Annotated in this window: 13 protein-coding genes; 2 read left to right on the forward strand and 11 right to left on the reverse strand. The window is 47.1% G+C overall.

From position 1 onward, the window contains the following. Positions 1-2 precede the first annotated feature (2 nt). The 9 genes from KTH90_RS16980 to KTH90_RS17020 all read right to left on the reverse strand — a co-directional run bounded on the left by KTH90_RS16980 (position 3) and on the right by KTH90_RS17020 (position 15,292). Entirely contained in the window at positions 3-1,856 is a 1,854-nt protein-coding gene (locus tag KTH90_RS16980) for a cache domain-containing sensor histidine kinase (RefSeq protein WP_238727097.1), read from the reverse strand. Next, positions 1,853-3,457, reverse strand: a complete 1,605-nt coding sequence (locus KTH90_RS16985; RefSeq protein WP_158354373.1) for a response regulator — start codon at positions 3,455-3,457, stop codon at positions 1,853-1,855. Before KTH90_RS16985 ends, KTH90_RS16980 begins: the two co-directional genes overlap by 4 nt. 975 nt (positions 3,458-4,432) lie before the next feature. Further along, positions 4,433-6,088: a galactose/methyl galactoside ABC transporter permease MglC gene (locus KTH90_RS16990; RefSeq protein ID WP_238727098.1), complete on the reverse strand. Its 1,656-nt coding sequence runs from the start codon at positions 6,086-6,088 to the stop codon at positions 4,433-4,435. A gap of 21 nt (positions 6,089-6,109) precedes the next feature. Then, the gene (locus KTH90_RS16995) at positions 6,110-7,618 is read right to left on the reverse strand and encodes a sugar ABC transporter ATP-binding protein (RefSeq protein WP_158354377.1); all 1,509 of its coding nucleotides are present in this window, start codon (positions 7,616-7,618) and stop codon (positions 6,110-6,112) included. A 214-nt stretch (positions 7,619-7,832) separates the two neighbouring features. Continuing rightward, the gene (locus tag KTH90_RS17000) at positions 7,833-9,164 is read right to left on the reverse strand and encodes a substrate-binding domain-containing protein (protein ID WP_158354379.1); all 1,332 of its coding nucleotides are present in this window, start codon (positions 9,162-9,164) and stop codon (positions 7,833-7,835) included. Between the two features lie 369 nt (positions 9,165-9,533). Further along, on the reverse strand, positions 9,534-10,445 hold the full coding sequence (locus tag KTH90_RS17005) for an RpnC/YadD family protein (RefSeq protein WP_238727099.1): 912 nt from the start codon (positions 10,443-10,445) through the stop codon (positions 9,534-9,536). Positions 10,446-11,043: 598 nt separating this feature from the next. Beyond that, positions 11,044-11,775, reverse strand: a complete 732-nt coding sequence (locus KTH90_RS17010) for an SDR family NAD(P)-dependent oxidoreductase (RefSeq protein ID WP_158354383.1) — start codon at positions 11,773-11,775, stop codon at positions 11,044-11,046. A gap of 181 nt (positions 11,776-11,956) precedes the next feature. Beyond that, the gene (locus tag KTH90_RS17015; RefSeq protein WP_158354385.1) at positions 11,957-14,356 is read right to left on the reverse strand and encodes a glycyl radical protein; all 2,400 of its coding nucleotides are present in this window, start codon (positions 14,354-14,356) and stop codon (positions 11,957-11,959) included. A gap of 18 nt (positions 14,357-14,374) precedes the next feature. Then, a complete protein-coding gene (locus KTH90_RS17020; RefSeq protein ID WP_238727100.1) occupies positions 14,375-15,292 on the reverse strand; it encodes a glycyl-radical enzyme activating protein in 918 nt (305 codons plus the stop codon). 180 nt (positions 15,293-15,472) lie between these two features. Between KTH90_RS17020 and KTH90_RS17025 the strand changes: the two genes are divergently transcribed. Together KTH90_RS17025 and KTH90_RS17030 are read left to right on the forward strand one after the other, a co-directional pair. Then, entirely contained in the window at positions 15,473-16,279 is an 807-nt protein-coding gene (locus tag KTH90_RS17025; RefSeq protein WP_238727101.1) for a DeoR/GlpR family DNA-binding transcription regulator, read from the forward strand. A 56-nt stretch (positions 16,280-16,335) separates the two neighbouring features. Further along, positions 16,336-17,193 (forward strand): AraC family transcriptional regulator, encoded by an 858-nt coding sequence (locus KTH90_RS17030; RefSeq protein WP_238727102.1) that lies wholly within the window; start codon positions 16,336-16,338, stop codon positions 17,191-17,193. Here the strand turns inward: KTH90_RS17030 and KTH90_RS17035 are convergent. Together KTH90_RS17035 and KTH90_RS17040 are read right to left on the reverse strand one after the other, a co-directional pair. Further along, positions 17,162-18,295 carry an aminotransferase class V-fold PLP-dependent enzyme gene (locus KTH90_RS17035; RefSeq protein ID WP_238727103.1) on the reverse strand — a complete coding sequence of 378 codons (1,134 nt, stop codon included), beginning with the start codon at positions 18,293-18,295 and terminating at the stop codon, positions 17,162-17,164. The two genes, KTH90_RS17030 and KTH90_RS17035, sit on opposite strands and share 32 nt — an antisense overlap. Before the next feature lie 74 nt (positions 18,296-18,369). After that, positions 18,370-19,740 (reverse strand): hypothetical protein, encoded by a 1,371-nt coding sequence (locus tag KTH90_RS17040; protein ID WP_158354395.1) that lies wholly within the window; start codon positions 19,738-19,740, stop codon positions 18,370-18,372. Position 19,741 lies beyond the last annotated feature (1 nt).

Genomic DNA, 19,741 nt, shown 5'->3' on the forward strand with positions numbered 1-19,741 from the left:
TTCTATTTACCCTGTATTTTCTTGTCAATCATTTCTTCTCTGTTAAACATATTGCCCTTTTCAAGTATCTTTCTGTTTTCTTCCGTATAGGGAACTGCCGGGATGCAGACCGAAACCGTGGTTCCTCTATCCGGCTCGCTTTCCACTATCAGGCCATACTCTTTGCCAAAGACAATCCGGATACGATTATTGACATTCACGAGACCGACTCCTGAGCCGTGTTTATGAACCCGGTTACTGTCCGTCAGCAGGAGGCTTACTTCTTCCTTGGACATTCCCATTCCATTATCCGTCACCGATAAGATAATCTTATCCTCTTCCTGCCGGCCAGTCACCGTTATCTCTGCGCAATCATCCGTGCTGTTTACCCCATAATTTATCGCATTTTCCAGAATAGGCTGTAATATCAGTTTTACAGTGCAATACGAACAGATCGCTGGATCCACTTGAAATACAACGGAAAAAGCATTTTTATACCGAATCTTCTGTATGTTCATATAGCTTTGTGCATGCTGCAGCTCATCGCTCACACTGATTATAGTGCGGCCCTTGGAAAGGCTGATCCGAAAAAGCTTCGCCAGCTGGGAGATCATAAATACGGCATCGTCGTTTCGTTCTCCCTCCACCATCCATGTAATCGATTCCAGGGCGTTATACAAAAAGTGGGGATTAATCTGGCTCTGCAGCGCATCCAGTTCACTTTTTCTTCTTTCATTCTGTTCCAGAATGATTTCCCTCATAAGAGTATCGATCTGCTCATAGGATCTTTGTATGGATTGGGCCAGATGTCTGATTTCCTGCGAACCACCGATATAAATCTCCGGCTTTTCTCCCGCTTCGTATTCCATAACGGAATGGTTCAATTTCAAAATAGGATCGGAAATCTTGACGGACACAAGGCGGTTGATAATCACAAGCATCAGCGCCATAAAAAACATGAGCCCGGCGATAAAATACCGGACATTGACCATTCCGTGGGTAAATGCGGAATAGGGAATCACTCCAACCAGCTTCCACCCGGTATAGCTGATCGTATTGACAATCACCTTACGATGCTCTCCCTCAAAGACCTCATCATAGATGCCATCCTTGTATTTAGCTGCGGCCTTACTGTTTTCACTGCTTATACCATCACTGATCTGGATCTGACGCATGTGATAAATGATTTGTCCGTTGCTGTCACACAGATAGTAGTACTGTCCGTTGTTCGATGTATTGATCTGTTTCATCATCCGTGAAATATTGGAATAATCCATATCCACAAGGAGAACTCCCAACTGAGAATCCCCGTTATTCGTCAACTCGACAACACGGCTTAAGGAGATCACCCAGTAATACCGGAACGAGGCATCATGAAACAGATTTTGTATATGCGGTGTGGAAAAATGCATATTTTCCATTTCGGCCCGGGCCTGTATATACCAGTCCTGGCTGGTGACATTAGGATCCTCTTTCTGTGATGCGACCGGTTCTGCCGCCAGCAGGCTTCCATAGTTATTGTAGATGGCAATGCTCCTCAGATTATCTCTGTTCGCTTCATACAGGAGATTCATCCCGCGTTGGATATCATTATCTTTGTTGGAAATATCATTTTCCTTGATTACGTTATAATACACCGCATCCGATATCTGCCGCATACTGAGCAGATAATCTTCCAGGTTTTCCCCGGCCTGCTCCATCAGCTTCTGGCTGCTCTGTATGATTTCCTGCCGGGATGAGGCGGAGAACCGGATGTACATTGCAATTCCCACAATCAGCATGGTTGAAATGGCAATCATGGAAAACGCAAACATAATCGTTGACTGTATTCCTCTGGGATTTACCCTTTTCAAATGCCTGAAATACTTATTTTTCACTCTTTTGTATGCTCCGTCCTGTATTTTGAAGGTGATACGCCAAACCGCCTTTTAAATACATAGCTGAAATAATTTGGATCCGAATAGCCCACGTTCCTTGCTATAATATAACTTTTTTCATTCGTCCCGATCAGCATACGGGATGCCTGATCCGTACGGTAATCCGTCAGATAGCCGATAAACGAATTCCCTGTTTCCTTTTTAAAAATAGTCGAAAAGTAAGAATTTGATACGCCCAAAACCTCACAGATGCTGTCCAGAGAAAGATCTTCATCCGAATAGTTATTGCGGACATATTCCTTCGCCTTAGACACAAAAGATTTTGTCGATCTGCTTCGGGCGCTGATTAATTTTTCATGGAAAGTAAGACCAATATCGATAAGCCATTTTCGCAGCGCATTCGGTTCCAGATCAAGAAGGCTGTTATACAGCTTTCTCATATCTTCGGTAAATTCTTCGATCACAATATCATTATTTATGCAGAACTTATACAATTCGCTGATTAATTCCATAATGGCAATATGATGCTGCTGCAAAGACTTTGAAGAAAAAAATATATGGTCCAGGTACTTATTCACTGCTTTAATAATATCCGGCGCAGGATTCAGACGAATGGTTTTAAACAAATTTGATAAATCGGTATCATTGCTTAACCCTGATTTACTGATCTCCTGCGGCGCTATCTCTTTGATATTGATCGCCCTGGAGGTACCATAGATCGCCCGATAGGAGACAGCCTCTCTTGCATCCGTATAAGATTGTGGCAATTCAAGGATATCTTCACAGACCTGACCTATTCCCACAGTAACAACAGCTCCAATGATGCGATAGGCATATTTGCAAAATCGGTCGCATTCATCGGTCAATTCCGAGATTTCCGTTTCATTTTTAAGCTGTACAATCAAAACGGTATTCCCCAGATAGGAAAAAGATTTTGCCTGCCACTTTTCCCCCAGACGTTCCTCCGCCTGTTTCTGTACAGACATCGATAAGAGCAGAGGATTCATCTCCTTTGGAATCTGGCTCGGTGACGCATAGATAACAAGGCAGCAGAAGAAAGGTCCCGTAAAAGAAATCTGGTAATTGGAGAGATAATTGGAAACTTCATCCTCATGGATTCTTCCTTCGATCAGAGTGGAATAGAAGTTAGCCCGCAGGAGCGGCAGGGAATCCATATAATACTTTTGCAGTATCTCCACATTTCGTTTTTCACTTATTTCCTGATCCAGCTTTATCTTCACCTGTGCAAACACATTCATCAGTTCCACAGCATTAACCGGTTTCAAAATATATTCTTCGATTTCCAGGTGAATCGCTTCTTTAGCATATTCAAACTCATCAAACCCGGTAAATATCAAAATCTTGGTGGTCGGATAGTCCGTCTTGATATGATTGGATAACTCCAAACCATCCATATATGGCATTTTAATATCCGTCATCACCACATCCGGCTGAAATTCCTCCACCATCTCCAGTGCCTTCACGCCATTGTTGGCATATCCCACCACGGAAAAACCCAGCCCTTCCCAATTGATTTTCTTCATGATGACCTGTATTACTTCTTCCTCATCATCCACCAAAAGTACCGTATAAGCAGCCATATCTTCCCCCCCATTGTTTCCGGCCTGTTGTAAATTATTATAACAAATGCCCAAATAAATGTAAATGCAGGCACTCTTTTTAACGAGTCTTGTTCTCCGTCGCTGCTAAATGGGGGGTGATTTTTTTAGGTCCGGGGTGAGCGGGATGGGGGCGGTCTTTCGGAACCGGGCAGCATATCCCGCAGAGCCAAATCACTTCGGCCGGACCTAAGAACGGGTAACTCCGAAGGCGGGAGAACCTCTTATTGGCAGGGCCTGGAACAAACTCGCCAAAATACGGCTCGGACAGTGTTCCAGGCCCTGCGAGGTTCTCCCGCCTTCTGCGTAACCCGTTCTAAGGCCCGCTCTCAAGTGATTTGGCTCTGCGGGATATGCTGCCCGGTTCCGAAAGACCGCCCCCATCCCGCTCACCCCTGCTTTAAAAAAAGCGATTTGTATTCAGACTGGCCTGTGTTATTTCGTGACTGTTTTGTTGCTTGTATGATACGGAATCGTTAAGTTTGGACTTATGTAACGGTTTGTCGTGGGTGAGTCCGCCCCTTAAGGCTGGGGACAGTGGGCGGTATCCGGGGACGCTCCCGACGGCCGGGTTCTTTTGTGTCTCCTGGGGAGCGCATTGGGCGGCTGAGCGTCCGCTTAGTGAAATAGGAAAGCCGGGTTCAGGATGACCGGCGGACTTCACGTCCGACGGGCAAGAGCCTCTGAACCGGGAACACATCCTGTGTTCCTGGTGAATAGGCTCGGCTCCTGAACCCGGCTTTTCGATTTCACTTAGCGGAGGCCAGCGCAAGCCCTCAGCGCTCTCCAGGAGACACAAAAGAACCCGGCCGCCGGGAGCGTCCCCGGATACCGCCTACTGTCCCCAGCCTTAAGGGGCGGACTCACCCAAACCCGTGAAAAAGCCGTCCCGGGAGCTGTAAGGTTTTCACCCATCTGGCGTACCCCATTCTAAGCCCCAGACACAAGCAAGGGGCATTATTTTTTCTGAACATATTTTAAACAGTCAAGTGTTACTGCTACTATGATGATGATTCCTTCGAAGACAAACTGCAGGTTCGTGTCGATACCGAGGATGGTAAGGGAATAGGTGAGGGCGGTGAAAATCAGCACACCGACTACCACACCGGATATCTTGCCGATACCTCCGGTGAAGGATACGCCGCCTACTACGCAGGCTGCGATCGCGTCCATCTCCCAGCCCTGCCCGTAGGCGGCGGACCCGGAGCCGACCATTCTGGCGCATTCCAGCCAGGCACCGAACCCGTAGAGGATACCTGCCAGAATGAATGCTCCCACTGTTACACGGAATACCGAGATACCGGAAACGGCTGCCGCCTCCGGGTTGCCTCCAACCGCATACAGGTTTTTACCAAAGGTTGTTTTATTCCAAATGAACCATATAATGATAATTGCTGCTACTGCCCATAGGATAATCGTCGGGAAATTGTTTAGTTTCGGAATAATCATGCTGGGAATGGCTGGTTCTATCGCTCCGAATGACACGCCTTTTGTGGCGTAGGTAACCAGACCGAAGATCACCAGCATATTTGCCATGGTAGATATGAAGGGGTGCATCTTAAATTTCGCAGTAAAGAAACCCGCGATAGCGGTAAAGCAGGTACATAAAAGGGTACACATGATCAGAGCGAATACCACTCTTACTCCGATGGGTAACCCTGTAAAATCAAAAATATGTCCGAAAACTCCGCCTGTATTGATGCCCTGATGCATGACAATTGTTGCTGTCGTCATACCCATACCGATCATACGGCCTATGGAAAGGTCCGTACCGGTCAGGAGTATCAGGCCCGCGACACCCAGCGCCAGAAACATCCGCGGCGAAGCCTGCTGAAGAATATTCAGAACGTTATTATAAGTGAGCAGGGGTGAATTTTTCACCGCCGGGGTAATAATACACAGCATGATAAAAATCAGAACGATCGCAATATACAAACCATTCTGCAGGAGAAAGGTCCTGCGGTTGAAGACATATTTGTAATTTTCCCATTTCTGCGCTCTTGACTCCAGGAAGGTGAATTTTGACATCCGCAGCAGATCAATCAGATGAAATTTGTAGTTAAAAGCCGCATGTCTTCTGTCTTTTATTTGCTGAAGATCCTTCTCCAGTTTCATTTTCGCGTCAAACAGCCGGTTTTTATAGACGTACTTTTCATCTTTTAATTCTTTATGGTCGGATATCTTGGATACGATTTCCTGATGCTCTTTTTGTAGTTCCTCAATGTTCTTGCGGTATTGCTCCTTTACCCTTGCTTTTTCCAGCTTGCAGCTTTCTTTTACCGGCCGGTAATATTCCTGGATAAAATGTGCCTTGAGATACGCTTCCGCGTCCGCAATTAATTTTGCAATCTCATCTTTATTTTTTTCTCTTATCTCTTTTGCCTTGTTCAGATCCTCCTGAACCCCTGCAATCCTGGCTTCCCGTTCCGCCTTGGAAAGGTTACGGTCCCTCTTTATCCCGTCAATTTGATTTTGACAGGAGAGAACCTTGTCTATGCCATCCACTCTGAGGCTGTCAATCTTTTCCTGAATCGCGCCGACATAAGCCTCAATTGGCTGACGCAGCTGCATTTCCTGGTCTGCCGTTAGAATTTTACTGTTTTCTTTCGCCATATCTATCGCTCCCCCATATTATTATAGGTATTTTGCACTGAGCCTAAGAAGCTCCTCCTGATCTGTCTCTTTGGTATTCACAATTCCGGAAAGGCGTCCATTTGACATTACGCCAATACGATTCGTAATTCCCAGAATTTCCGGCATCTCAGATGAAACAACGATAATCGTCTTTCCCTGCTTCGCCATATTAATAATCAAATCATATATTTCGTATTTGGCGCCAACATCGATTCCTCTTGTCGGTTCGTCCATCATAAAAATCTGGGGGGCCCGCTCCAGCCATTTTCCAAAAATAACTTTCTGCTGATTGCCTCCCGAAAGGCTTGACATCATATCTTCCGGACCCATACATTTCGTATGCATGGTCTTTATTTCTTTTCCGGCTGCCTTTACCATCTTTGCATCGGAAAGCGCGAATCCGGACTTGTACTGTTCCAGATTTGCGATCGTGGTATTAAATGTAATATTGCCCTTCAAAAAAAGTCCGTTGGCCTTGCGCTCCTCGGTAATCATGGCAAACCCGTGTTCCATCGCTTCCTTTGCATTGCTAAAGTTCATCAGACGTTTATTCAGATAGACACGTCCCGCCGCTCTGGTGCGGACACCAAAGATCGTCTCCAGAAGCTCTGTACGTCCTGCTCCAACCAGTCCATACAGCCCGAATATTTCCCCTTCCCTCACATCAAAGGAAATATCCTGCAAATGAGGCTCAAACTTAGTGGACAGATTCTGCACAGAGAAGATCACATCTTTTGGTGTATTATCAACCGGTGGAAAGCGGTTTTCAAGGGACCGTCCAACCATGGCCGCGATCAGCTCGTTCATGTCCGTATCCCCGGTATTCTTTGTCATGACGAGATTCCCATCCCGGAGCACCGAAATCTCATCACAAATTTCAAATACTTCATCCATTTTATGAGAAATATAGATCAGGGAGATCCCCTGTTCTTTTAGCATTCTCATCATCTCAAAGAGTTTATCAACCTCCTGTACGGTCAGAGAGGAGGTCGGCTCATCCAGAACAATTACCTTGGAATTATATGAAATCGCTTTAGCGATTTCACACATCTGTCTCTGCGATACAGACATGTTCCGCATGGGCTGGGTGACATTAACGGTCATGCCCAGTTTTCGAAACAGTTCAGAGGCTTCCTTTTTCATTCTGCCTTCATCCACTACACCCATGGAATTCACCGGATAACGTCCGAGGAACAGATTGTCAATTACATTTCTTTCCAGACACTGATTCAATTCCTGATGAACCATCGCAATACCGTTTTCAAGGGCATCTTTTGGCCCGGAAAAACTTACTTCCTTTCCCTCAAGGAAGATTTTGCCCTCATCCTTTTGATAGGTACCAAAAAGACACTTCATCATTGTCGACTTACCGGCACCATTTTCCCCCATAAGTCCCATGACGGTTCCGCGCTTCACATCCAGACTGATATGATCCAGGACTCTATTCCGGCCAAAGGACTTACTCATGCCGCTGATCGATAAGACAATATCAGCTTTCTTATCTTCCATAATTTTACTTGTATGATGTTTTTCAACGCAAAACATCATACTCCTTTCTTTAATAATATCGTGGTTATTATGTATCCTGCTGTCAGCAGAGTTTTGATATTTCCTGTAAAAATGGTTTGAAAAAAACACCTATATGAGCTTAAAGGATTTAAAATAAGGTGTTAGGGAGAATACTATTCTCCCTAACAGCCCACCCATTCTGTTTTAACAGCTATTATTGACTAAGCAAAGATGTATAAGAAGCCGCATTATCTGTTTTAACCATATTTATGGCAAATGCATCATACTGGCCTGGATTCCCAAGACGGTTTGTGATATTGGACTCTGTCTGTCCATCTCCGCCGATGTAATCAACCTCAAGATTCAGCAGATCGTCATAGTTCTGAAGAAGCGGCTGATATGTGGAACTTAAGAAGTTATCCGCGGCATTGTAAATATCCAGCCATATTTTCTTTACAGGATGTCCGCTTGCGTCAAGCTGTTTGGATACAGGCTCATATACCTTTGTGGAATCTGAAAATTCCTGGTAATTATCGCTGGTAACCGCGACATTTAATGCATAGTAGGAACGTTCAGCCTCCTTGTACACATATACGTCCGAAGACAGAACATTGCCCGCCTCGTCTGCTGTACCGATACCGGTATCAATATCAACGCCGTCAAGAGCGTTCCGAAGAACACGAAGAGTCAAATATGCCTGTACATCGGCATGCTGACTGATTGTTCCGCCGTAGCCTTCTGCGATCGCAGCCACCGCATCGTTGTTGGCATCATAACCAAAGGTAGGAACCTTGTTATCCTTTGACCATGCATTGAACATGGACATTCCCATACCATCGTTATTGGAAACAACAACATCAATCTGATCGCCAAAAGAAGAGGACCATGTACCAATCGTATTACCTGCTGTAGCCGCATCCCAGGTTGCACCCGCAGAGTTTTTCATTTCCTGGGAAGCAAGCTCACGGACAACATAGGTCTTCCCGCCTACCTCAATGCTTCCGTCCTGTACTGCAACTGCTGAACCGTCTGTGTTTGTACCGATCGGTTCACTATTGACATTGCCGTCTTTGTCCAAACCTGTGCCAAGGGCTTTACGGACACCTCTTGTACGTGCGATGGAATCATTATGGCCGATATCACCGATTGCCAGAACATATCCAATGGTTCCATCTCCATTGCGGTCAATCTTGTCGATATTTTTCTCAATATAATCCTTAACCATGGTTCCCTGAAGTTCAGCGCCCTGATTTGCATCAAAGCCCACATAATATGTATTGTCATTGAAGGTCAAAGCTGCCATATCGAGTTCTCCGGTAGAGCTGTTGGAGGGCTGACGGTTAAACCATACCAGGGGTTTGTCCTTGTTTGTCACCTCTGTCCCGGAGTCTGCCGGTTTCGACTGATCCGTCTGATCTGACTGCTCGGCCTGTTCCGGCTGTTTGGATGTGTCCGCCTCATCTGGCGAAGAATTGTCGGAACCGCACGCGGTCATTGAAAAGGTAAGCAGTGCCGCCATCATCATTAAAAACACTTTTTTCTTCATAAACTTTTTCTCCCTTTCTACACTCTTTGTTCATGTGTTTTGTTGATGTTTCCAGTATATTCAATTCAGAATAAAGAAAACATAGAATATTTTTCGCTTTCCATTGAAATTTTTAAGATGCTATAGGTTATATATAGCAAAATCAAAAGTGATTTCTCACATTTTTGCGTCTACTTATCCAAACCCACAGCCCCAGCCAATTGCGTTCGTTCCATATGTATTTCTGCATAAAAACAGATGCCGCCGGATTTGGATTTATGAATCCATACCCTGCAGCATCTAAACATTTGGTATTTACCGGACATTTCTCCTGTACAAAACGCAGCGGCCAGACGGGCCGCTGCGTTTAAATGAATACAATGATTCTATTTATATGCCGAACTCTTCAAACAGAATTTGCTGATATTGCTTGTCATTGGAGGCACGAATAATATCATCGGTTCTTCCCGCCTCCGCAAGCTTTACATTCAGTGTATTCACCCTATCCTGCCCTTGTTTTACCCCTTTCTCTATTCCTTTTTCAATTCCTTTCTCTATCCCTTTCTCTATCCCTTTCTCTATCCCATCATCTATCAGCATCTGTCCTAATCTTGTCATAGCCATAACCTCCTTTATTTCCTGTAAATCCATATCATCCAGCAATTTATTAGCCAGAGCATACAGGACTGCCTGCATTTTTATCAGCTCTTCCCTGTCCACTTCTGCTCCGGACTTGTTCAAGATAACGATACTTTCCCTGATTCTTTCCTTATTCGGCATAATCCCTCCCATCAGCGGGCTCAACAGCATCGGCAGCAAATCATCCTTCGTAAGCGCCTTCCTTTTTTCAATCTTTTCATAAAGCCCATCAAAAATCACATCCGCATCTTTCTCTTTTAGGTGGACTGTCTTCACCCGGTATGTATTCAGACCTTCCGTGAGTTCTGAACGGATATGCCTGACCCTTGCCGTACAGATCACGCAGGTTATCACCGGAACCTGATATGTCCTGCTGGTCGCCGCCTCATACTCCCGGAATCTCTTTAAATCTGCCACCTGAATTGGGTCGCTCTCAAACTCCAGATGAAGCCACGTCCCGTCCTCCAGTTCATAGTTAAAATCCTGGAACATCTTCCTGGCCTCCAAATGGACGCTTTCCGTCGGGACGATGGCAATCACCTTCTGTTCCACCCCTAAATAATGCAGCAATTCCTCTCCAAAATACTGAGCTGCCGTTTTCATCGCCAGATCTTCCAGATGAAAATAATCTTCAGACGGCTCTTGTCTTTGGTTTTCTTTCATATAGCCTGCCTTTCCAAAGCCATATGAGAATCTGTCTCTAATTTATTACTATAATTTTATTATAGTATGAAACCATATATGGTACAACAGTTAAGCTTTCTTTTGTTCTTATAATTAGGTGTATATCTTATTGTTATCCTGGAATCTTTTGCCTGAAACGGCTGATACTTATTACAGTAAATAGAATAATTCTTCATAATTAGAGGTTGTTCCCATATCTCACTGATAACCATACATAGAAATATCAGACAGTACAATAACTCAACTCATATCCGATATTATTTCATTAGCATATCACAAGAACCCTCATCCTTCAAGTTAAACATATATGCATTTTCATGTATCTGTTCATGCATTTTACCATTCTATCTTCCAGACATCTATGTTGTTTCCCACGTCCATCCGCTATACCGATTTCCTTATCCCATACCCCCTTACCCAGGCAGTATCTCTCCTATAAAATCCCATAAAACAGCATGAGGAAGCCCGCCAGCCTGCATGGCTGACGGGCAAGAACAACAAAGCGCTATCTCTTTCCTGGTACTTTCTCTATCATCTTTCACCATTTTACGCTGCCCGCGTCCCATGCACAAAATGTTTACGCAAATGGCTCCTTCGTCACCCGATGCACTTCAATCTCATCGATCACCGCGTTGGTATGCCGGTGTTCGAGATAAAAGATTACAATTTCCGCCATATCCTCCGGCAGAATCATGCCTTCCGGGCTCAAGTCCGGCCGTACCGACGCGATCATATCCGTAAAGACACTTCCCGGACTAATTACATGTACCCGGATATTTTCTTTAAACACCTCGTTCGCCAGAGACTTGGAAAAGCCCAGCAGCGCATGCTTACTGGCCGCATAGACACTTTGCAGCGGGTATCCTTTATGTGATACGACAGAACCGATATTGATAATCGTAGCGAAGTTGGATTTTCTAAGATAAGGAACCGCCTTCTGACACAGGAAATACGGCGCCTGCACATTCACCTTCATAATACTTTCAAACAGCTCCGGCGTCATCTCCTCCACAGGGCATCTATGAGAAAGTCCGGCATTATTAATCAGCACATCCACTCCCCCAAAAGCTGCCTGTGTCCGTTCAAGCAGCTCCTCCAAAAAGTTCATATCCGACAGGTCGCCCGCACAGACGCAGGCCCTCCCTCCCATCTGTTCCACTTTTTCAGCCACTGCCTCCAGTGCCTCTTTCCGGCGTCCTGTCAGCACGATATTCATTCCGCACTCCGCAAGCTTCTCACTCAGGACCTCACCGATACCACCAGCCGCACCCGTTATGATAACTGTTTTACCCTGTAACCTGTTATCCATAATTTCCTCCATTCTTGCGTTTTCCCGCACATATAGGTATGGATGAACATTTTGATCGGCCATCCAACTATACGATCCTAATTATCCTAATCTTCCAATCCATTTTCAATTATAATCCAAAATCCAACTTTTGCGAACTCATTTTTTCACACGAACAGGACGGGGACCATAACCCCTTCTCTTAGAACCGCTGCTCAGTCCTCGCAATAATATCATCCTGCGTCTGTGGAGACAGCACATGAAAGAAAGCGGAATACCCGGCCACCCGTACGATCAGATCCGGATACTGATCCGGATGCTTCTGCGCGTCCAGCAGTGTCTCCCGGGATACCACATTATACTGGACATGCCAGCCCTTTAACACATCGAAAAAGGTCCGGATCAGCAGCCCCAGCTTCTGTCTGTCCTCCGCCCGCTCAAGGATCGCAGGTGTAACCTTCTGGTTTAACAGCACTCCGCCGAAGATCTGGGAAGTCTTAAGCTTAGACACTGATTTAAATACACTGGTCGGCCCGCTTAAGTCCACCGCGTGAGACGGCGAACAGCCCTCCGCCAGGGGTTCTCCGAAATGACGGCCGTCCGGCGTAGCACAAGTACCCGCCCCCTGCGGAACATTGGCTGCCACCGAGGAAGTCCCGGCATAATAGGTACCGCCGATAGGCCCTCTCCCATATCGGGTATTCTTATACTTTTTGATCTCATCCAGATAGGTATCATAGCCTCTCTTGACCAGATCATCCACATAGTCGTTATCATTTCCATATTTGGGTGCCAGCATCAGGATCCTGCGGATTCTCTTACCCTCCTCGTCTGCGAAATCATTCATCAGGGCATCCCACAAATCCTTCCGGGATACCTGCTCCTCCTCGTAGACACACTTTTTCAGCGCGGCCAGGGAATCTCCCAGATTCGCCACGCCCACCTGCAGCTGGCTGACGATATCGTAGTGAGCGCCGCCCTCTTTCAGATGTTTTCCCCGCTCGATACAATCATCCACCAATGCCGAACAAAGGATATCCGGGACTTCCTGCTCTACCACCATATCCGCACAGTTGTCCAGAATCACCCCCGTATGAATCAGCTGTCTGGCCGTATAATCCCAGGCTTTCATTACGTCTTCAAAGCTCTCCATATTCAGAAAATGTCCCAGGCCCTTGCAGATCTTCTTTCCCGTATTTACATCCACACCATCGTTCAGCGCGGTCATCAAGGTTTTGGGGAAATTCAGATAACTCATACCGGTACAGCGGTAGCCCCATCGCCCGGGAACCCCCACCTCCACGCAGCCGATCGCGCTGTAGTTGTAAGCATCCTCTTTACTGACCCCCTTATCCATCAGGGCTTCGATGACGATTTCATCGTTGTTGAAGGCGGGCATGCCGAAGCCCAGCCGTATGCATTCGATACAGGCATTCATAAACTCCTGACTCATATTGCTGAAATAACGGACCGTCATGTTCGGCTGAGGCAGGTGGGTGCGCGCCACGCTTCGCAGTACCGCCCAGGTCAGCGGATTTACCGCATCCTTACCGTCCACGGTCTGCCCCCCGATCGTGATATTCTGGTACATGGGGCTGCCGGCTGCGAAGCGGGTATGGCCCCAGCTGCGGATCTTGTTGATTGTAAATGATTTTAACCAGAGATTCTCCAGTAGTTCTTCCGCTTCCTCCGGCTTCATTCCGTCCCGGATACTTTTTTCATAATAGGGAAAACAGTACTGGTCAAAACGGCCGAAGGAGAGCGAATGGCCGTTGGATTCGATCTGAAGGATCAGATGGATAAACCAGACGCTCTGCAGAGCTTCCTGGAAAGTCTGCGCTGGTTCCATCGGCACTCTTTCACAGATCCGTGCGATCTGCTCCAGTTCCTGTTTTCTCTGGTTCCCTGCTGTTTTAGCCTGTTCCGCAGCCAGCCGGGCGTAACGGCGGGCAAATGCTTCCACTGCATCGATCACGATCAGGATAGCCCGGTAGAAATAGCTGGCTTTCATATTTTCAAACTCCGCATAATCCAGAGCATCTAATTTCTCACGGGTGCGCAGCCGGTAATAGCCCAGCCCTTTCTGCAAAACGGTCTGATAGTCCACGGCCAGATGGGCGTCTCCGGACGTGATATTTCCCTCATTTCGTATAATTCCCAGGTCATAGATTACCTTTGCCTCATCCGGAAAGGCTGCATAGCCCTTATCCTGCAGGGTCCTCCCTTTCCAGTAGGGATAAATATCCCGCAGGATTTTTTTATTTACTTCCGAAATGAGAAAACGGTCTCCGTTTCTCTTATCGAATTCATCCAGCTCCTCAATAACCCAGTCCATCGCATATTCCGGGAAAATAGGAGCAGAGCGGTTTTCTTTTGCCTGGTTACCGACGATCAGAGTCTCCGGTTCGATAAAAATGCTCATATTCTCCAGAATTTCCTTGACCATATAGGCGCGCTTTAACACCACCTGGTCCATCTCGTGTTCCTGATAGGCTTTGGTCGTCAGAACCGCCCGCTCAGTGCAGACAGCCGGTGTAATTGCCAGAAGTTTTTCCCGGAAATTCTTTATCCTCTGGGTAGATGTTCCAAAATTTGATTCCATAATATTATGTCTCTCCTTCTATGCCCCGATTTGGGCTTTGATGTGATATTTTTCAAAGATACCGCGGTATGCTTCCAGATCCTCAGGATGCAGCTGTGGTTTCCCTTGGTATGTATACTCCCGGCCCAGCAGCTCATATTTGCGTTCTCCCATCTGATGGAAAGGAAGAAGCTGAACCTCCGGCACGCCCAGCTTGTTCAGAACCTGGGCAAATCCTTTTGCATCCTTGGCCGAGTCGTTGAAACCTGGTATCACCGGAATGCGTATCCGAAAGGGCTTATTGCTGTCCTGCAGCCCTTCGATATTCTGCAGCACCTGTTCGTTTCCAACTCCGGTTCCTTCCCTGTGCTTCACGCTGTCGTAATGCTTCATGTCCACAAACAGATAATCCACTTCCCTTAACAGTTCCTGAAACTGCTCCGAAGGAACCGCAGCAGCCGTCTCCACAGCCACATGTATGCCTTGCTCATGAAGTTTCCTGCACAGGCTGATCGTGAATTCCCGCTGCATCAGCACTTCTCCTCCGGATAAGGTTACCCCGCCGCCGGAATGGTCATAGAACGGTTTATCCTTTTTTGCTTCCGCCGCCACCTCGCCGGCGGTGACCAGCCGCCCTTCGTGGCCGATCGCCTGCTGCGGGCAATGCTGCTCACAGGCCAGGCACATGGTACAGACGGCCGGATCGACGGCCGGATACTCCTGAGGCCCTATAACCGTACGGGCTCTCTGACCGCAATTTTCCACACAGCGTCCGCAGCGGACACACTTTAACCGATCCAGTGTAAATTCCGGCCGGCAAATCTGGGACTCCGGATTTGCGCACCATCTGCACCGCAGGTTACAGCCTTTTAGAAATACGGTAGTACGGATACCCGGCCCGTCGTGAATACTGAATTTCTGTATCTGTAGGATGATTCCTTTCCCGTCAGTATCCATGATCTGTTCTTACCTGTCCTCTCCGATTTATACTGCATACTCACAATTGTTCCTATAAAATATGTATCTCTCAATTTCTTGACTTTTTGCCTTGCTCATTGTATGATTCCTTTAAGATTTTGTCAATATCCTGCGTTTCATTCGTTTATTTAACATTTTCGAACAAATATGGAGAGTATTATGGACAATTACGAACAATCTGATCTGACTCCCAGCCAGCGGAGGAATCTGATCTTAGATATGATGAAAAAGAAGAAGTCCGTTTCGGTGCATCAGCTTTCCAAAGAGCTCTACCTTCACGAAGCAACGGTCCGCAGGGATCTGAACTATCTGGCGGACAGCGGAGCCATCTCCAGAGTACATGGCGGAGCCGTCCTGCGGGAGGGCATGGATGCGGAAATTCCTCTGTTTATCCGGGAGACTTCTTTTAAAGAGATCAAAAAGGAACTGGCCAGAACCGCCGCAGAGACTGTTAAGGATGGAGAATCCATATTTTTGGACTCCTCTTCCACTACCGGTTTTATGATTCCTTTTCTAACTGACCGCAAGCAATTAAAGATCGTTACCAATGGAGCACAGGCGGTTCTGTATCTTACCAAGCTGCGCGATGCCAGGATCTTCTGTACCGGGGGCCGTTTACGTGAGAACAGCCTGTCTTATATCGGCCACTCCGCATTGGAGGCCATTTCCCACTATCACTTTGACCGCGCCTTTTTCTCCTGCCGCGGGGTCAGTTTGGAAAATGGACTGTCCGATACCAGTGAAGAGGAAGCCGTGTTAAGGCAGGCCGTAATCCGCCGTTCAGAGCAGTCCGTTCTGCTGGCCGATCACAGCAAACTGGGACAGATGTCTTTCTATTCGATCTGTCCGCTGGCTGATATCCAGATGATGATCACAGATGCAAAGCTATCATCGGAATGGCAGCTGGAAGGGCTGACTTTAGCTGGAAGGGCTGATTTAACCGGAAGGGCTGGCTCATTGTTTTAACCTGATACCCCGGTATTTTAATTTATGGCGCAGTATCTGCGCCCCTGGAGGAAAATATGGACAATGTTTATACGGCTGCTTTTCCCGACGGTTTTCCTTTTGAAATGAACAACGCGAAAGGAAACATGGTACTGCCGCCGGTCCTGCACCGGCATGACTGCCTGGAGTTAAACTATGTGATCTGCGGAAGCGGAACCAATTATATCGAAGATAAAAAGTATGAGATGAAAGCCGGCGAGCTCTATCTCATCAATAATCTGGAACATCATATCGCCGTGTCCGGAGGCGATCTGAAAATGAAAATCATCTTATTTGACCCCGGCCTGCTGTTCCAGAATACCGCGGAAAACCTGGATCTGCTGGCACCCTTTTACAGCAAAAATGCTTATTTCAGCAATAAACTGGAACTGGGGGAAGTGGGAATGGAGAAGATCCACCGGATTTTTGAGGATCTGGAAGAGGAATGGACCCATAAGGAACCTGGCTACCATCTCCTGATCAAAGCAAAACTGATGGAGTTAACCGGTATCCTTTACCGCTATTTAAAAAGAGAGGATACTTTAAAAAGCACCCTCTCCTACCAAAACCAATATGAAAAAATTCGTCCATCCATCCAATATATCAATGAGAATTATGAACAGGAACTGACACTGGAGGTGTTAGCTGAGCTTTCCTTTATGAGCAAGTCCTATTTCAGCACCTATTTCAAAAAGGTTACCAACATGACGCTCTGGGAATATATCGAATTGATCCGAATCCACCAGGCTCAGCTCATGTTGGCCACAGAGAACCAGTCGGTTACGGACATCTCCTTCTCCTGCGGTTTTCATTCCGTCTCCTCCTTTAATACCTCATTTAAGAAAATAACGGGGCTCACCCCTTCTATGTACCGCAAGAGCCTGCTATCTCCCTGACCGCTTCTACAAGGGCATTGATCTCCTCCCACTTGGTCAGGAAGGAGATGCTGATTCTCACTGTCCCCTCTCCTGCCGTCCCCAGATCTTCATGGATCAAAGGGGCGCAGTGCAGGCCGGTCCTCACGATGATCCCGTAGCCGTTTTCCAGAATATAGCCTATGTCGGATACGGACAGGCCCCGTATTCTCATGGACAGAACCGGTCCCTTGGGTTTTGAGGTATCTCCGTACAGCGTTATCGGTTTCAAATTTCTTAACTGATCCGCCATATAGCGCATCATTTCCTCCTCCTGGCGCTGTATTACTTCCGGTGTTATCCGAAGCAATACCTGAAGTGACGCGTCCAAAGCGGCGATCGCAGGCTCATTTTGTGTACCCACTTCAAAAGCAGCCCCGTGTCCATCCGGGAACTTTAGGATATGGCTGTCTTTTCCGGTTCCTCCGAATTTGACCGGCCGCAGAAGGCCTGTTTTTCTCATATAGAATCCGCCCAGCCCCTGTATGCCCAGAAGGCTTTTGTGCGCTGTGAAGATCAGTCCGTCGGCCCGCCACTGATCCATATCGATGGGAATGCAGCCTGCCGACTGGGATATATCCACGAATACCAGTGTGCAGTATTTTTCCGCCAACGCGCACACTGCCCCGATATCTGTAAGCATTCCGGTGACATTGGAGCAGTGATTCACAAATAATGCATAGGCGCCTTTTCTCAACTCTTCCTCTAAGAGATCCAAATCCAGTTCACCGGATGCATGAAGCGGTATCTTTTTCAGGACCGGATGCTTATCACTGTTATAGAGCGGACGCAGGATACAGTTATGGGCATCGGCGGCGGTCAGGACCGTTTTGCCCTCCAGTGGAAGCCCGTTTATGATCAGATTGGCCGCTTCCGTAGCTCCCGATGTAAATAGTATCCGCTCATAATCCTTTATATGGAATAATCTTCCAAGCTTTTCCCGGCAGGCCGGTGCCAAAGAAACATCCCCGGCGGCATTGCTCCGGTATTCGGACGAAGGAAGCCGGTCCATACAATTCAGAACCGCTTCCTTCACCTCCGGCAGCCTGGGATAGGATGTTGCGGCATGATTCAGATAAATCATGGCCCTCCTCCTTTTTTAACTGCTCTCTTCTATGGCTGTGAATCTCCCTTTGACTGTAAATCTCCCTTTGACAGCTAATTTCCCTCTACGACTTCAAAATCCAACAGCCAGGCCAGTTCTTTCAGCTTCTTTTTATAATCCCCGAAAATCAATACCTGATGGTGGCCAAAATTCATGATGCTATGTATAAATTTCCTGGAATCCCCCACCTGCAGGAAGTAATAAGGGCTACAGTAGGTGTCCGTATACTTCGAGGACAGGACATCTCCTACCGTCACCAGAAGCTTTTCCCCGGACGGGTCAAAACGTCCCAGCGTTACTTTTTTGTCCTCATTCTGTGAGAAATCGATCTGAAGTTTTCCGCCGAATCCCTGGCCGGTAAAATGATAAATGCTGTAATTAAGCTTCGGTTTGTCAAATCCGTTCATCTGCAGGCACGGAACGGAATGATGCAGGGAAATGATCTCCTCCGACTCGAACAGCGGATTCCCCATAAACGCGGGTTTTTCCGCGGTATACATCATCATGATCATGGCCAGCAGCGCGTTCAGATCCTCCTCACAGCCGCTGGGTATCCCTCTGTCCTTGAACAGGGAATGCGCGATACAGGGAACGAATTTCTTCTCCTGCGGAATCCTGGAACGGCACAGTTCCACACAGGCGGTGGAGAATGCGTTACAGTCGTACAGCTCCAGCATCCGCTCTGCCGCCATGTAATATTTCACATCATTGATCAGATACTGATAGGCCACTTTATTCTCTTTGGCATTCTCCATCAGCTCCTTTGTCTTCGCCTCCGCCTCATCATCGTTTATCTTTTCCATGATGGCGAAGATATCGGTAAATGGCTTCTTCACCACTTCAAAGCCATATTTAGCCCGCAGCTTCTCCAGATCCCGGATATTGCTCTGCAGCCCCCAGGTCGGCGCTTCTCCAGCGGTGAGGATCAATGCCCTTGTATTTTTCACCGCTTTTCTTACCCATAACATATGCAGCAGGTCGTTTAACTCCGGCAGATCAATCGCGTAATAGGCTTCCCGGCCGATACTGCGCAGATAGGCGGACACATCCGCTCCGCTGACAGCGTGGGTATAAGAAATGACCGGTTTCCCGAAACGCTCGATCTTCGGGATCCGCTGATTCAGGATCATGATACAGTCTGTTTCATTGATCTCTTTATTGACTTCTTTCACGATCTCTTCCTCCTGCAGGAAGGATTCCGTATAGGGGAAGAATACCGGCTCCAGTACCCTGACCTGAGGGATCAGATGTTCCAGTACTTCCTTGCATTTCTCAAATTTTTCCCGGGCAGTCCGCCGTTCCGCATCAGGCATCATCTCTTCCCTGATTCCCGCACGGCACGGGCCTTCCCAGAAATCCGTATGGACTAAGATGCCCATCAAAGGTTTTACATTCAAAGTAACATCCATGGCTCTTCTTATCATA

This window comes from Diplocloster modestus (assembly GCF_019042245.1).
Classification (GTDB): domain Bacteria; phylum Bacillota; class Clostridia; order Lachnospirales; family Lachnospiraceae; genus Diplocloster; species Diplocloster modestus.

Excerpts from the sequence above, each read along its gene's own strand:
- KTH90_RS16985 (WP_158354373.1), bottom strand. The coding sequence starts at position 3,457 with ATGGCTGCTTATACGGTACTTTTGGTGGATGATGAGGAAGAAGTAATA.
- KTH90_RS16990 (WP_238727098.1), bottom strand. The coding sequence starts at position 6,088 with ATGGCGAAAGAAAACAGTAAAATTCTAACGGCAGACCAGGAAATGCAG.
- KTH90_RS16995 (WP_158354377.1), bottom strand. The coding sequence starts at position 7,618 with ATGGAAGATAAGAAAGCTGATATTGTCTTATCGATCAGCGGCATGAGT.
- KTH90_RS17000 (WP_158354379.1), bottom strand. The coding sequence starts at position 9,164 with ATGAAGAAAAAAGTGTTTTTAATGATGATGGCGGCACTGCTTACCTTT.
- KTH90_RS17005 (WP_238727099.1), bottom strand. The coding sequence starts at position 10,445 with ATGAAAGAAAACCAAAGACAAGAGCCGTCTGAAGATTATTTTCATCTG.
- KTH90_RS17010 (WP_158354383.1), bottom strand. The coding sequence starts at position 11,775 with ATGGATAACAGGTTACAGGGTAAAACAGTTATCATAACGGGTGCGGCT.
- KTH90_RS17015 (WP_158354385.1), bottom strand. The coding sequence starts at position 14,356 with ATGGAATCAAATTTTGGAACATCTACCCAGAGGATAAAGAATTTCCGG.
- KTH90_RS17020 (WP_238727100.1), bottom strand. The coding sequence starts at position 15,292 with ATGGATACTGACGGGAAAGGAATCATCCTACAGATACAGAAATTCAGT.
- KTH90_RS17025 (WP_238727101.1), top strand. The coding sequence starts at position 15,473 with ATGGACAATTACGAACAATCTGATCTGACTCCCAGCCAGCGGAGGAAT.
- KTH90_RS17030 (WP_238727102.1), top strand. The coding sequence starts at position 16,336 with ATGGACAATGTTTATACGGCTGCTTTTCCCGACGGTTTTCCTTTTGAA.
- KTH90_RS17035 (WP_238727103.1), bottom strand. The coding sequence starts at position 18,295 with ATGATTTATCTGAATCATGCCGCAACATCCTATCCCAGGCTGCCGGAG.
- KTH90_RS17040 (WP_158354395.1), bottom strand. The coding sequence starts at position 19,740 with ATGATAAGAAGAGCCATGGATGTTACTTTGAATGTAAAACCTTTGATG.